The sequence below is a fragment of the Acinetobacter sp. SW-226 genome, from assembly GCF_055632855.1.
The window spans coordinates 3,684,623-3,698,508 of the sequence record NZ_CM145752.1; the positions used below are offsets into that span (position 1 = coordinate 3,684,623).

Here is a 13,886-nt window from a genome sequence, read left to right on the forward strand (position 1 = left end):
GTACCGACTTAATTTCTATACAATATTTCATCTAGCTAGATTAAAAAATTTTATTTTCTAATATAGCCTGCTTTAAACTCAATGCGTATTTATCTTTATCTGTTAATTTCAGCTCAAGTCCATGCTCAATTGGCCATTCAATGTTAATGGTTTCATCATCCCAAACAATAGAGCACTCACATTCTTTAGAGTAATAGTTCGTTGTTTTATATAAGAACTGCGTATTATCCTCAAGAGCCACGAAACCGTGTGCAAAACCTGCTGGAATCCAGAACTGCTTATGGTTTTCGCCAGTAAGTTCTACACCGACCCATTGACCAAATGTAGGAGAACCTTGGCGAATATCAACAGCCACATCCCAAGCACGGCCTTGTACTACACGTACCAATTTGCCCTGAGCATGTGGATTCAGTTGGTAATGCAACCCTCTCAGTACACCTTTTTGAGAATACGAATGATTATCCTGAACAAAATTTGGAACCTCAAGACCGCGCTCTGTTAAAGCTTGTTCAAAGTTTTTTTGGTTAAAGCTTTCCATAAACCAACCACGGTCATCTCCAAACACGCGTGGTTCAAGTATAAGTAGGCCATTAATTTTTGTTTCAATAATATTCATTCGTATCACTCAGTTTTATCTAGTTTTTTATAGCACTATATTTATGCTTGACGCTCTTTATATAGTTTCAGCAAGTACTGACCATAACCTGTCTTTTTAAAGAACTCGCCACGCGCTTTGAGCTGATCGGCATTGATCCATCCATTGTTGAAAGAAATTTCTTCCAAACTCGCCACTTTCAAACCCTGACGGTGTTCAATGGTTTGTACAAACTGACTTGCTTCGAGCAATGAGTCATGCGTACCTGTGTCTAACCACGCAAAACCACGACCAAGCACTTCAACATTCAACTCATTTTGCTGTAAATAAAGGTTATTTACATCCGTAATTTCCAACTCACCACGGTGCGATGGCTGAATATTTTTAGCAATTTCAACGACTTTGTTGTCATAGAAATATAATCCCGTCACCGCGTAGTTTGATTTTGGTTGTTCAGGCTTTTCTTCAATACTGAGAGCCTTTCCTTCCGCATCAAAGTCAACCACACCAAAACGTTCAGGATCATTTACATAATAACCAAAGACTGTTGCACCACTAACTTGTGACGCAGCACGTTTGAGTTGATCACTAAAGTGTTGACCATAGAAAATGTTATCGCCCAATATCAGACAAACATTATCCTCACCAATAAACTCTTCCCCTAAAATAAAGGCTTGAGCAAGACCATCTGGTGAAGGTTGGACTTTATAAGAAAGTTTAATTCCGAGCTCTTCACCTGTACCTAAAAGTTTTTCAAAATTAGGTAAATCTTCTGGTGTCGAAATAATCAAAATTTCATTAATCCCTGCCAGCATCAGAACTGACAAAGGATAATAAATCATAGGCTTATCATAAATTGGGAGTAACTGTTTTGACGTTCCCATAGTAATTGGATACAAACGTGTGCCTGACCCACCCGCAAGAATAATGCCTTTGCGTTTTATTTGACTCATGGAAGAAGTTCCTCTAATACTTGTGCTACACCTTGCTGCCAATGTGGCAGGTGTAATTTAAAATTTTGTTGTAACTTATCTGTATTTAAACGTGAATTTAAAGGGCGCTTTGCTGGTGTTGGGTAAGCTTGTGTTTCTATGGGATTCACTTGTTTTAAGATCAACGGTTGATTATGTTCACGTGCCTGCGCAAACACAAATTGAGCATAGTCATACCATGTTGTTTCGCCTGTAGGCGCTAAATGGTAATGACCGTGCAGCAGTATTTTTTGTTCATCCGACTGTAAAGTATAATAGCGAATAGCTTGAGCCGTGACATCTGCAATCAGTGCTGCCCCAGTAGGTACACCAACTTGATCTTGGATGATATTCAGCTCTTCTTTCATTTGCGCCAATTTGAGCATGGTCTTAATGAAATTATTTCCTCGCGCCGCATAGACCCAACAGGTACGGAAATTTAGAAATGAAACTCCGCTTTGCTCTAAAGCAAGCTCACCGTCTCGTTTAGTTTGACCATACAAATTAACTGGGGCAGTTTGGTCATCCTCTTTCCATGCCAAAACACCTGTGCCATCAAACACATAGTCTGTTGAATAATGAATCAACAATGCACTATGCTTTTGACATTCCTCAGCCAAATGTTTAACCGCTAAAGCATTGATAAGATGTGCCTGTTCAGCATCAGATTCAGCCTTATCTACAGCGGTATAAGCGGTTGCATTCACAACAATATCTGGGCGAATTTGTTCAAAGGCTTTTGAGATTTCTGCAAAGTTTGCAACATCACCACACCAACCCTCAGGGTTTGTTTGACGATCTAAAGCAATCACCTCTCCAAGTGGTTGGAGTGCACGCTGTAACTCCCACCCCACTTGGCCATTTTTTCCTAACAACAGTATTTTCATAGTATTACGCAACTTAATTTGTTTCTTCTGCAACCTGATACTGTTGATTGATCCAATTTTGATATTCACCACTTTGGATATGTTGAACCCACGCTTGGTTATTCAAATACCACTCAACGGTTTTTCTTAAACCCGTTTCAAAACTTTCTTCAGGCACCCAACCAAGGTCTTTTTGAATTTTGCTTGCATCAATTGCATAGCGTAAATCGTGACCAGGGCGATCTGTCACATAAGTAATCAAGTCTTCATAACGAGTCACACCATTGGGTTTATTTGGTGCAAGTTCTTCTAACAATGTGCAAATGGCTTTAACAACATCAATATTCTTTTGTTCGTTATGACCGCCAATATTATAAGTTTCACCAACAGCAGCCTCAGTAACCACTTTATATAAAGCACGTGCATGGTCTTCTACAAATAGCCAATCACGAATTTGATGTCCATTGCCATATACAGGTAATGCTTTGCCATTGAGGGCATTCAAAATAATTAATGGAATCAGCTTTTCTGGGAAATGATAAGGGCCATAATTGTTAGAGCAATTGGTTAAAACGACAGGTAAACCATAGGTTCGGTGCCATGCACGAACCAAATGATCTGAACTAGCCTTACTTGCTGAATATGGTGAACTTGGAGCATACGGTGTTGTCTCAAGGAACAAGTCATCTGTACCTTCTAAGTCACCATAAACCTCATCCGTTGAAATGTGGTGGAAACGAAATGCTTGCTTTTTATCTTCGCTTAAACCGTTCCAATAATGACGAGCAGCCTCCAACAACTGGTATGTTCCAATAATATTGGTTTCAACAAATGCAGCAGGGCCTGTAATTGAACGGTCAACATGCGATTCAGCAGCCAAATGCATCACAGCATCTGGTTGAAAACTTTCAAATAATTGATCTAATGCAATGCGATCACAAATATCAGTTTGGGAAAATTGATAACGCTCATTATTTTCAACCAATGCCAACGATTCTAAATTACCCGCATAAGTGAGTTTATCGACATTGAGTACCTGATGGGGTGTATTTTGAATAATATGGCGAACGACTGCTGAACCAATAAAACCAGCACCGCCTGTTACCAATAATTTCATATTTTCCTGCTCTTAATTTAAATTGATTGATAGCAAAATAATTTTAGGTCGTTTATAGATAAATAAGATGTGTCTTTTATTCTAAAACTATTTCAGTATTTTATTCAAAATATGTGAATGAATTGTATAAATAGTTTAATTGAACACGTTAGGCTTTATCAAATTAACATCAATAAAATATATCAATTCTTGTGCAAATCTTTGGTTTTGTAACCCTCTACATAGGTTTGTAAGATATTTTTAATTTTTGCCTGATTATCTCCTTGTTCAGATAAATCAGATAACTGCAAAAATACGCTGTTAATTTGATCAAAAAAATAAAAATGCTCATACGATTTTAAAATTCGTTCATGGTCAGTTTTGCTAACATTTTCAGATTCGATGAGTAGCTCTTCATATAGTTTTTCACCTGGACGCAGTCCAGTAAACTGAAGTGCAATATCACCTAGACCTTTTTCATCCATAGGTTTAAACCCACTTAGACGAATCATCTGTTTAGCCAAATCAACAATTTTAACGGGTTCACCCATATCCAGTAGAAAAACATCTCCGCCTGTTCCCATTGCCCCCGCCTGAATCACTAGCTGCGCAGCCTCAGGAATGGTCATAAAATAACGAGTCACCTCAGGATGCGTTACTGTAACAGGTCCACCTTTTTCAATCTGTTTTTTAAACAAAGGAACGACAGAACCTGATGAACCTAATACATTACCAAAACGCACTATACTGATTTGTGTTTGCGGTTTTGTGGCAGCTAAACCTTGGCAATACAATTCTGCCATCCGTTTCGATGCACCCATAACATTGGTTGGGCGTACAGCTTTGTCCGTAGAAATCAAGACAAAAGTTTCTACCCCTTGAGCCACAGCGGCATCAACACTACGGGCCGTACCAATTGAAGTATTATAGATCCCTTCAAACGGGTTGGCCTCAACCAAGGGCACATGCTTATAAGCTGCTGCATGGTAAACCGTTTGCACAGCATGCTGTTGCAATATACGTTCCAATTTTATTTGGTGAGTCACAGAACCTAGTATAGGCACTACTTCTACACCTGCGTTTTGTAATTCGCGATCAATGGAATACAGTGCAAATTCAGACATTTCAAATAAAACAAGGCATTTTGGTTGATGCTTCACGATCTGACGGCAAAGTTCTGAACCAATTGATCCACCTGCACCAGTTACCATCACCACTTTATTTTTAATATTTTTTTCTAAAAGCGCTAACTTTGGTGGTACTGGATCACGTCCTAGTAAGTCAATAATGTCGACTTCTCTGATGTCAGAGACTTGAACGCGGCCACCTACCAGTTGGGTGACACCAGGCAGTTCCATAATTTTGACATTAGACGGTTCAAAAGACTCAATAATTGCTTTTTTACGTGCACGACTTACAGATGGCATAGCCAGTAATATTTCTTCGATGTGAAACTTACGAAATGCTCCGAGCGCCTTTTTCGGTGAAAAGATTTTTAGTCCGCTTAAAGACTGCCCTTGTAGCGAAGCTTTATCATCAATAAAACAGACGGGCAAATAGTCATCCGAGCGATATAATGCGGCCGCAATTTGTTGCCCCGCAAGTCCTGCACCATAAATCGCGACACGCTTACGGTTTTGCTTTTTCACAAAAGTACGCAGTGTGGCATAGCGAATCACAGCACGGCTCCACCACATCCAAGAAAACAGCACAAAGCCGTACATGAGCGGAATGCTCATAGGAATAAAGGCTAAACCAAGTTTCTTAACTGCATATAACCCAACAATTTGAATAAATGTCGCAATCGAGATCCGTAGCAAATAGTCTTCATTGAAGGAGCGTACAATCGCGCTATAAATGCCGAGTAAGGCAAAAATTGCAACACCAAAAACACCTACATACAGATACCAGAAATCTAAGCCTTCCATCACGGGAACATTGGGTTTGGCTAGTCGAATGGCATAAACCAGCCACATCATCAAAGGCAAAACACAGATATCCATGACCACTAACACAGCTTGTTTTTGACGGCGCGGCAAAGATGCAATGACTCGGATAATGTCTTTCACGATGGGCTCAATGGTTTAGATAAAGGCAAAAAGTTGCATAACAAATTATACGCTGTTTCACATGGAGATTTGTGAGATCACCTGTTGGATACCATCCACCGTTTTTTGCATATTGCTGTCGGACAAAGTCGGATGCACCAAGAACATTAAACTGCTTTCTCCCAAGCTTTTAGCATTAACCAGTCGTTGCTCAGGACGCCACGGCGTTCCATCGAAGGCTTTTTCTAAATACACTTCTGAACATGAACCACTAAAGCATGGTACACCCAGCGCATTAATTTCCGCCATAATGCGATCGCGCGACCAAGCTTCCGGCAATTGTGCTGTATTCACGTGTACATAAGCCTTATATGCCGCATGAACATAATTCGCAGGTGGCATTGGCACAGTAAAATAGGGGTTATTTTCAAAACTTGCTAAAACGCGACGCATATGCGCATTACGCACTTGCGTCCATTCTGGCATTTTTTGGAGTTGTAAGCGTCCGATAACAGCCTGCATTTCCATCATGCGCCAGTTGGTGCCAAAGCTGTCATGTAACCAACGAAAGCCGGGCGGGTGCTGTTTGTTATAAATGCTGTCAAAGTTTTTACCGTGATCTTTATATGACCACATTTTTTTCCATAAATTTTCATCATTGGTGGTGACCATACCGCCTTCACCACCCGTGGTCATGATCTTGTCTTGGCAAAATGACCATGCGCCAATATGCCCGATTGAACCTGCGGATTGACCTTTATAGAATGCACCATGGGCTTGAGCACAATCCTCAATGACCCAAATCCCTTTTTCCTCAGCCAACTGCATGATCGGATCCATATCACACATCCAACCCGCCAAATGCACACAAATAATGGCTTTGGTTTTCGGAGTAAGCACAGCTTCAATGGTACGGCGTGAAATATTCTGTGAATCCAATTCAACATCGGCAAAAACAGGATTAGCCCCTGCTGTCACAATTGAACTGGCAGATGCAAGAAATGTCCGTGAAGTGACGATCACATCATCGCCTGTGCCAATGCCAAGGGCTTTTAAGGCCAAATCCAGTGCAACTGTGCCATTCGCTACAGCGACGGCATACTGCGTCTGTGCAAATGCTGCAAATTCTTTTTCAAACTCACGGCACTCTTGTCCTGTCCAATAATTGACTTTATTGGATAAAAGGACCTTTGACACCGCATCTGCTTCAGCTGAGGTGAAACTTGGCCACGGTTCAAATGCAGTGTTTAACATGAGTTTTTCCTAAATTTATCATTTACTGGTCAGTATACGGGCAGGATTTCCCACCACTGTTACGCCCGCAGGTACGCTTTTGGTCACCACAGCGCCCATACCCACCACAGCACCACGACCAATTACCAAAGGTTGTGCAGGTGTGCCTTGTTTAATCACGGCACCTGCACCAATATAAACATGGTCTTCTATATGAATATTACCGTTGCATTTTACGCTCGGTGCAAACGTGACGAAATCACCAATCACACAATCATGCTCGACATAACTATATAAGTTGGCATGAAAACATTTGCCAATTTTAATATTGGATGTAATCGCGACAAAAGGACTCAACGCAGCACCTGCGCCAAGTTCTACCGTATCCATCAGCAACGTATTATCTGCCTGCACTGACCACAATGGAAGACCATCTTGCTCCAGTTTCAGCGCAATTTTTTCACGGACTTGACTGTTGGCAATTGCAATCAGTATCGCTTTGAAAGATACAGGCTCCGCTTTAAATTGTGGGTAGTTCATGGCACGATGACCATTCACTATCGTAATTTCAGTCAAGGCATCATCAATAAACACAATTTCAGCAGGCTCTTGCTGACGTGCTAATTGTTGACGTGCTACTGGCATCAAACTACGTCCACACCCCGAAGCACCATATACGGCATACAGCTTAGTCATGTTTGCTGCCTGTGAATTTATGCATCGTGACATCACCTTCGGCACTAATATCATCTTTCGCGAGCACTTTTTTGACGGTTTTCAGCATGATTTTAAAGTCGAGCCACAAGGACTGATTGTTGACATACCATGTATCGAGTTCAAACTTCTTTTCCCATGAAATGGCATTACGTCCATTCACCTGCGCATAGCCCGTAATACCGGGGCGCACATCATGGCGTTTGGCTTGCTCGCTATTATATAAAGGCAAATATTCCATCAACAACGGGCGTGGTCCCACGATACTCATGTCCCCTTTAATCACATTCCATAGCTCTGGCATTTCATCCAAACTGGTGGCGCGGAGCATTTTACCAAAGGGCGTTAAACGCTCACTATCGGGTAGCGGATTGCCTGCTGTATCCAGTGCATCTTTCATGCTACGAAACTTAATCATTTCAAACGGTTGCCCATGTAAACCCGGGCGGGTTTGGCGAAAAAGTACAGGAGAACCCAAATTCTTTTTTACTTTATACGCCACCAACGCATAGACAGGAGATAGCAGCACCAAAGCAGTTGAGGCGATCGCGACATCTAAAATTCGTTTCAGCATGCTTAAACTCCCATCTCGGACATCATGTGGGCATTCACTTGATGGACATCATATTTCTCTAAAGCGATTTCACGCGAACGTTGCCCCATCTGTACCATCAGTTGCGGGTCATCTATAAAAGTTTGCATGGCGTGCACCAATTCTTCAACTGACTTCACTGGCACCAAATACCCGTTCTGACCATGGATCACTGTTTCTCGGCAACCTGGGGCATCCGTAGTGATAATGGCGCGACCCATCGCCATCGCCTCAAGTACGGTGCGAGGTGTACCCTCACGATAAGATGGCAAGACATAGACCGAACTGGCTGCAATAGCAGGTCGTACATCACTGAGTTTACCCCAATAATTGACGACTTTCTCTGCCACCCAAGCATCTAGTTCAGCTTGCGCAATCGCAGCAGGATTTTCATCAATCCAACCCACCAAATGAAACTCGACTTCTGGATGCTTTGCTTTGATGATGCGAGCCGCTTCTGCATATTCTCGCACCCCCTTATCCCCCAATAAACGAGCAATCAGCAAGAAAGAAACCTTTGCTTGGCCATGTTCATTTTTAGGTAAATCCAGTACTGCAAAATCCTGCACATTCACCCCAGAACCATTCACCACCACCGTCGGTTTTTGAGGTGATAGGAGTTGCATACTTTGAAATAATTTTAAGTCGTCGGGATTTTGAAAAAAGACTTTGTGTGCATGCTTGAGCGCTTGCGCATACAGACCATGCACCATTTTTTGAAAAATACTGCGTTGACCCGATTCCGCATTTTGAAAGGCATACCCCAAACCCGTAATCAATGCAAAACGATGGGGCACTTTTGCCAGGCTTGCAGCCAATGTGCCATAAATCACCGGTTTGATAGTATAAGACAGCACATAATCAGGCTGAATTTGGCGAATCAGCTGATACATCGCTTTTAAGGTTTTGAGGTCTTGGATTGGGTTGGTTCCTGTACGTTGCATGGGCAGCGTATGTACCTGATAACCCAATTGCTGCAGTTTATTCAACTCATCAGGATAGTCGTGTAAATCAGGCGCTAAGACATGTATTTCTAAACCCTGAGCATGAATCGCCTCTAACAATTTACCGCGAAAGTTCAGTACAGACGGTAGATAACTACTGATCATCAAAAATTTCATCAACCTTGTCCCCATACCGTCATGTATTGCTGGCTTACGTGCTGAATACTAAAGTTCTGCTCTACCCGCGCCCGTGTTTGTTGCTTTAAACTGCGCTTATCAGCCTGTGACAATTTTACATAGTCTAAAATCGCCGCTTTCAACCCTGCTACATCGCGTGGCGCAACCACCCAACCTTTCTCTTCTACAATATATTTAGCATCCCCAACATCCGTCGTGATGCAGGGTAAACCTGATGCCATCGCTTCGACCAAAACATTGGGAAAACCTTCCGTAATCGAAGTCATCAAAAAAGCATCCAACGATTGATAAAAAGCTGGCATATCCGAAACCTGATCGAAGAGCTGTACTTTTTGTGGATCTAACTGATGCTCAGCAAAGGCTTGTTTGATTTCAGGGGTGGCTAAATTGGCACCACTTCCCGCAATTTTAAAAATAATCGGCTGATCTTTGAGAGCAGCAATCACTTGCAATAAATATGCATACCCTTTAGCTGTATGGTAGCGCCCTGCAAAACCAATTGTGATCGGTTCATGCAATTGCTCATTTACTAGAAACTGATCTAAGGCAACACCATTGGCAATCACCTGCTGATTTGCATTGTTAAAACCAAACGCTTGATGTTGCTCAAGGGATGAATGCGCACAATACACAATGCCTTTCGGCTGCTGAGAGAAAAGCTTGCTGAGGTTTAATGCCACTTTGGTACTCAGCGACTCTTCTTTAGGTGATGCCAGTGAATGATGAACCCCCCAAAAAACAGGTGGTTTTTGTTGCATGCCCAACAGACTTAGACTGGTCATCGCATTGGCATGGTACATCCAACCTTGTACCACATTCGGTTGAATCTGTTGCAGTAGTGTTCTGAGTTTAAGCATGACACTAAAACTGTTTATACCCTTCCAATTTAAACTGTAGTGTGAAGAGCACAGCTTCAAGGTTTCGGCATAAACATTGGATACATGCATTAATGAGATAATAATGTGTTCATACTCTGCCTGCGTTTGCGCAACCAAACGGGACAGCATCATTTCAGCGCCACCCACACCTGCGAAGTTGGTAATCACATGTACAACCACAGGTTTGTTCATACTGCCAACCCCATCATCTGAGCATAGCGTTGCAATACCGTATCTTTATGGAACTGCTGACAGTGCTGTTCAAATTCAGTCGCAGTATATTGCACACCGTCTGCACAAAGCGCTTGCTGCATAGCCTCTGCTAATGCAGGTGCATCATCGCAAGGCACCAATAAGCCGAATTTGGCATTATCCAAAATTTCCATCGGGCCACTTGGACAATCGGTACTCACCACTTTAATTTTTGAAGCTAGCGCCTGAATCAGCACACCTGGCAAACCTTCCCAATTTGAACTCAGCACAAACAGTTCAGCATATTTAAAATAAGCATAAGGATTGGCATCAAAACCGGGTAAATCCACAACATCGTGTAGACCCAAGTCAGCACGTAAATGTTCCAGTTCCTGACGCAACTCACCTTCACCCAAAATGATCAAACGGGTATTGGGCTGCTGTTGATGTAACCTAGCAAAAGCACGGATTAAATTAGCAAAGTTCTTTGCTTCCGTTAAACGTCCAACCGCCATGATGACTTTAAGATTAGGCTCAAAAAAACGATGCGTTACAGGTGCTTGAAGTTTAGTAAAATAACTGTCATCAATCACAGGGTTGTAAATGGTGACTAAATTAGGCTGTTGATAGCCATAGTATTTGCGAAAATCCTCTAACACCCCATTGGATACACAAACCACTCGGTCCGCCATCGGATAGCTATAGTTCACGAGGCTTTTCAAGACAAACTTGGCAAAACCTTGCAACTTCATATTTTTCGAAGGTGTCGACACTTCACGGAAGATTAATTTGGTTTTGACTCTTGCCAGTTTCTTGGCAAAGGCACAAATGATATTGCTATGGGTTTGGGTGGCAACGACTGCAAGGTACTGCCCTGTTTTTAATTGTTGTTTTAGTGGCATCAAAGCATTCACCACTCGCCCACAGTTCAAATCAAGCAGTTGGATTTTAGGGCTGACCTCAGGACGTAATTTTCCCTTTTCACCCTGTATATTACATACAGCCAAATCCACCTGAATACCTTGCTCAGCAAAGCTATTGGCCAGCTGGATGACGGTTCGCTCAGCCCCTCCACCACCCAGTGTTGGTAAAAAGAACATCACTTTATTCAACATCATAAAATCCACTTAAAGCTAAAGCTGAGATTGTTTTTGTGCTTGAAGCTCAATCGCACGCTGCACACGTTGAGTATAGTCCTGAATCCCTGCAAGCTCAGAGTCACTGGCACAAGTGGTTTTAATTTTGGCTTGAAAGTCATCAAAACTGCTCACCACTTTGGCAGGTACTCCAATTGCTACACTATTATCAGGAATATCTTTAGTCACCACTGAACCTGCGCCAATCACCACATTTGAACCAATCGTGACCCCCGGCATAATAATGCTATTGACCCCAATAAAAACATGAGAACCCACATGAATAGGGGCAAAACGTTGATAACGCTTGCCTTGCGCATCATAAACAAGGCAGGTACTACCATCATGCGTAATAAACTTAACGCCTGAGGTGACTGTAACGTGATTCCCTAGATGAATCAGAAAAGGTTCAGAGCCCCAGCTCTTGATATAAATTCGACAATGCTCACCGATAGTCACCCCTTTTTTACGCGCATAAGCAATACTGCCCTTGAACATAAAATAGGCTAAATCAAACACTGTGTTGAAAATTGACCGAATCAATGCCATGTATCAAAAAGACCCAAGATAAATAGATAAATGTGCAACAAAAGTACTGCAACGGGCTATTTTACTCTCAATTGTGCAACACGGATATGCTCTGTCCAACAGAGTTTTATTTTATTTTTTTTGCAGGTGTTCCCACGTAAACCCCCGCCTCGGGAATACTTTTACTCACCAATGAGCAGGCGCCCACGACCACATTATTGGCAATATTGACACCATCAAGCACGGTTACTCGAGCACCAAACCAAATATTTTCACCAATTTGAATCCCCTGTTTAGTAATTTGGTCTTTGACCAAAACCTCAGGATCATCAAACTTATGGTTACTGGCGATCATAATACTTTGCGTGCCAATCCGGGTATTATCCCCAATGCTTAGACCACCACAGCCATTGAGAAAAGATTTGGAGTTGATACTGACATTCTGTCCAATTTCAACCTTGCCACCAAAACACTTGATATAACAGCTTTCACCAATAAAACTGTGATCACCAATACAAAGCGTGGCGCCCTTTTCCACAATAATCGTGACATCATCGCCAATATAGACATTTTCCCCGATACTCACGACACCGCTAATATCGAGCTTAGTCCGCTTCCCAAAATATTTGAACCGACTTGAAAACGCCATGTTATACAGCGCTTTACGGCACTGTGCAGAGAACCAGTTGAGCAACTTCAAAGTTTTAAAAAACATCACAATTTTGCTCTCCACACCACATATAAAATGGAAAAATTATAAAAAATGAGTGCTACAGGAACAGCCAAAAGCATATAAATTTTATCATTCATCATGACATAGAGCCCAGCAAACAAAATGAACTTTAAAATCAATTCCACAATTTGCAGTCTAAACAAAACTTGGCTGTTTCGTTTCGCAATCAGATAAGCTGAACTGGGCGGATTACAAAAGACCGCCCAATAGCCCAATGCCAAAATTTGGAAATAGGTTGAAATACCGACCCACTCATGGCCAAAAGCCCACAAATAAACACTTTCAGGTAATACAAAAAATACTGCAAAAAATGGCAGCGAAATCAGGCTTAAAATCACACTGCTATGCAAAGCCTGACGATTGGTGTGTGCATGTTTAAATTTGCGAATAAAAAATTGGCGAAGGGTTTGCGACATTAGGTTAATTGGGACACGGAGCGTACGTTCAACAATGGCGTAAAAACCCATTGCCTGCACCCCGACAAAATGTGAAACCACATAGTATGGCAAGTTATGTGAAAAACTATTTAAAAGTGCATGTGGTGTATTGCTATAGATAAAATCTTTATAATGCTTAAATGCCTGCCAACTCACGCTATAGAGTTGATTTTTTAGAATATAAAGCACCACAATCATAAGCATGATCACTGAACTGACCGCATAACTACTCACCAGGCCAATGCTCATCCATAAAGGTAAACTTAACTGCACCACCACCACAATCAGGCTTCTAAAAATATTCAGCCCTGCACAAAAATATTCGGCATGTACTGAAAACTTATAGTTATAAAGGCTTTGAATCAAAGTATTGGCAAGTATTCCACTACAAATTGCCCCAACCATTGCTCCATCAAAAAAGCAACTCAAAACACCTGCCGAAAGCAAGGAAATAATGGTGGCAAAAATCGCACCTTCGAAAATCAGACTTTTTTGATGCTGTTGTTCGGCCACCAATTGCGCTTGGTCCAAACGCAAATTCGCTACCGTCGATAAGACACTAACGATGGCTAAAGCAATACCATATTCACCAAAGTCTTGAACCGAATATAAACGCGTTAAAAAAGGCAGGGCGATAAATGTCATTATCGCACCCACTAATAAACTGCTGGTGATTAAACCAATCGACTGGTATTTGGCGAACAGGCGCGCAATCATGTCAACCC

The 13,886-nt window shown here is 41.9% G+C and carries 14 protein-coding genes; all 14 read right to left on the reverse strand.

Annotated features, from left to right (window positions below):
- Positions 1 to 40 precede the first annotated feature (40 nt).
- The 14 genes from rfbC to ACZ8ZH_RS17515 all read right to left on the reverse strand — a co-directional run bounded on the left by rfbC (position 41) and on the right by ACZ8ZH_RS17515 (position 13,878).
- The gene (gene rfbC / locus ACZ8ZH_RS17450) at positions 41 to 616 is read right to left on the reverse strand and encodes a dTDP-4-dehydrorhamnose 3,5-epimerase (RefSeq protein WP_034698014.1); all 576 of its coding nucleotides are present in this window, start codon (positions 614 to 616) and stop codon (positions 41 to 43) included.
- A 41-nt stretch (positions 617 to 657) separates the two neighbouring features.
- Positions 658 to 1,548 carry a glucose-1-phosphate thymidylyltransferase RfbA gene (gene rfbA / locus ACZ8ZH_RS17455; protein ID WP_042891498.1) on the reverse strand — a complete coding sequence of 297 codons (891 nt, stop codon included), beginning with the start codon at positions 1,546 to 1,548 and terminating at the stop codon, positions 658 to 660.
- A complete protein-coding gene (rfbD, locus tag ACZ8ZH_RS17460; protein WP_119064484.1) occupies positions 1,545 to 2,453 on the reverse strand; it encodes a dTDP-4-dehydrorhamnose reductase in 909 nt (302 codons plus the stop codon). Before rfbD ends, rfbA begins: the two co-directional genes overlap by 4 nt.
- 13 nt (positions 2,454 to 2,466) lie before the next feature.
- The gene (rfbB, locus tag ACZ8ZH_RS17465) at positions 2,467 to 3,549 is read right to left on the reverse strand and encodes a dTDP-glucose 4,6-dehydratase (RefSeq protein WP_119064486.1); all 1,083 of its coding nucleotides are present in this window, start codon (positions 3,547 to 3,549) and stop codon (positions 2,467 to 2,469) included.
- 182 nt (positions 3,550 to 3,731) lie between these two features.
- Positions 3,732 to 5,597 carry a polysaccharide biosynthesis protein gene (locus tag ACZ8ZH_RS17470; protein WP_119064488.1) on the reverse strand — a complete coding sequence of 622 codons (1,866 nt, stop codon included), beginning with the start codon at positions 5,595 to 5,597 and terminating at the stop codon, positions 3,732 to 3,734.
- A 57-nt stretch (positions 5,598 to 5,654) separates the two neighbouring features.
- Positions 5,655 to 6,830, reverse strand: a complete 1,176-nt coding sequence (locus ACZ8ZH_RS17475) for a DegT/DnrJ/EryC1/StrS family aminotransferase (RefSeq protein WP_119064490.1) — start codon at positions 6,828 to 6,830, stop codon at positions 5,655 to 5,657.
- 18 nt (positions 6,831 to 6,848) lie between these two features.
- A complete protein-coding gene (locus ACZ8ZH_RS17480) occupies positions 6,849 to 7,505 on the reverse strand; it encodes a NeuD/PglB/VioB family sugar acetyltransferase (protein ID WP_119064492.1) in 657 nt (218 codons plus the stop codon).
- Positions 7,498 to 8,097 carry a sugar transferase gene (locus ACZ8ZH_RS17485; RefSeq protein WP_086210710.1) on the reverse strand — a complete coding sequence of 200 codons (600 nt, stop codon included), beginning with the start codon at positions 8,095 to 8,097 and terminating at the stop codon, positions 7,498 to 7,500. The genes ACZ8ZH_RS17480 and ACZ8ZH_RS17485 overlap by 8 nt, the downstream gene beginning before the upstream one ends.
- A 2-nt stretch (positions 8,098 to 8,099) precedes the next feature.
- Positions 8,100 to 9,236, reverse strand: coding sequence for a glycosyltransferase family 4 protein (locus ACZ8ZH_RS17490; protein WP_119064494.1), 1,137 nt, complete (start codon positions 9,234 to 9,236; stop codon positions 8,100 to 8,102).
- Entirely contained in the window at positions 9,236 to 10,327 is a 1,092-nt protein-coding gene (locus tag ACZ8ZH_RS17495) for a glycosyltransferase (protein WP_119064496.1), read from the reverse strand. Before ACZ8ZH_RS17495 ends, ACZ8ZH_RS17490 begins: the two co-directional genes overlap by 1 nt.
- Complete coding sequence (locus tag ACZ8ZH_RS17500) at positions 10,324 to 11,445, reverse strand: glycosyltransferase (protein WP_470247792.1); 1,122 nt, start codon at positions 11,443 to 11,445, stop codon at positions 10,324 to 10,326. The genes ACZ8ZH_RS17495 and ACZ8ZH_RS17500 overlap by 4 nt, the downstream gene beginning before the upstream one ends.
- A 15-nt stretch (positions 11,446 to 11,460) precedes the next feature.
- On the reverse strand, positions 11,461 to 12,012 hold the full coding sequence (locus ACZ8ZH_RS17505; RefSeq protein WP_086210714.1) for an acyltransferase: 552 nt from the start codon (positions 12,010 to 12,012) through the stop codon (positions 11,461 to 11,463).
- Between the two features lie 106 nt (positions 12,013 to 12,118).
- Positions 12,119 to 12,706 carry an acyltransferase gene (locus tag ACZ8ZH_RS17510; protein WP_119064499.1) on the reverse strand — a complete coding sequence of 196 codons (588 nt, stop codon included), beginning with the start codon at positions 12,704 to 12,706 and terminating at the stop codon, positions 12,119 to 12,121.
- Positions 12,706 to 13,878, reverse strand: a complete 1,173-nt coding sequence (locus tag ACZ8ZH_RS17515) for a lipopolysaccharide biosynthesis protein (RefSeq protein WP_110974432.1) — start codon at positions 13,876 to 13,878, stop codon at positions 12,706 to 12,708. Before ACZ8ZH_RS17515 ends, ACZ8ZH_RS17510 begins: the two co-directional genes overlap by 1 nt.
- Between the last annotated feature and the right edge of the window lie 8 nt (positions 13,879 to 13,886).

What these genes read in the sequence shown, in the direction of transcription:
- ACZ8ZH_RS17480 (WP_119064492.1), bottom strand. Translation starts at nt 7,505, where the DNA reads ATGACTAAGCTGTATGCCGTATATGGTGCTTCGGGGTGTGGACGTAGT.
- rfbC (WP_034698014.1), bottom strand. Translation starts at nt 616, where the DNA reads ATGAATATTATTGAAACAAAAATTAATGGCCTACTTATACTTGAACCA.
- ACZ8ZH_RS17500 (WP_470247792.1), bottom strand. Translation starts at nt 11,445, where the DNA reads ATGATGTTGAATAAAGTGATGTTCTTTTTACCAACACTGGGTGGTGGA.
- ACZ8ZH_RS17510 (WP_119064499.1), bottom strand. Translation starts at nt 12,706, where the DNA reads ATGTTTTTTAAAACTTTGAAGTTGCTCAACTGGTTCTCTGCACAGTGC.
- ACZ8ZH_RS17515 (WP_110974432.1), bottom strand. Translation starts at nt 13,878, where the DNA reads ATGATTGCGCGCCTGTTCGCCAAATACCAGTCGATTGGTTTAATCACC.
- rfbA (WP_042891498.1), bottom strand. Translation starts at nt 1,548, where the DNA reads ATGAGTCAAATAAAACGCAAAGGCATTATTCTTGCGGGTGGGTCAGGC.
- ACZ8ZH_RS17485 (WP_086210710.1), bottom strand. Translation starts at nt 8,097, where the DNA reads ATGCTGAAACGAATTTTAGATGTCGCGATCGCCTCAACTGCTTTGGTG.
- ACZ8ZH_RS17475 (WP_119064490.1), bottom strand. Translation starts at nt 6,830, where the DNA reads ATGTTAAACACTGCATTTGAACCGTGGCCAAGTTTCACCTCAGCTGAA.
- ACZ8ZH_RS17505 (WP_086210714.1), bottom strand. Translation starts at nt 12,012, where the DNA reads ATGGCATTGATTCGGTCAATTTTCAACACAGTGTTTGATTTAGCCTAT.
- rfbD (WP_119064484.1), bottom strand. Translation starts at nt 2,453, where the DNA reads ATGAAAATACTGTTGTTAGGAAAAAATGGCCAAGTGGGGTGGGAGTTA.
- rfbB (WP_119064486.1), bottom strand. Translation starts at nt 3,549, where the DNA reads ATGAAATTATTGGTAACAGGCGGTGCTGGTTTTATTGGTTCAGCAGTC.
- ACZ8ZH_RS17490 (WP_119064494.1), bottom strand. Translation starts at nt 9,236, where the DNA reads ATGAAATTTTTGATGATCAGTAGTTATCTACCGTCTGTACTGAACTTT.
- ACZ8ZH_RS17495 (WP_119064496.1), bottom strand. Translation starts at nt 10,327, where the DNA reads ATGAACAAACCTGTGGTTGTACATGTGATTACCAACTTCGCAGGTGTG.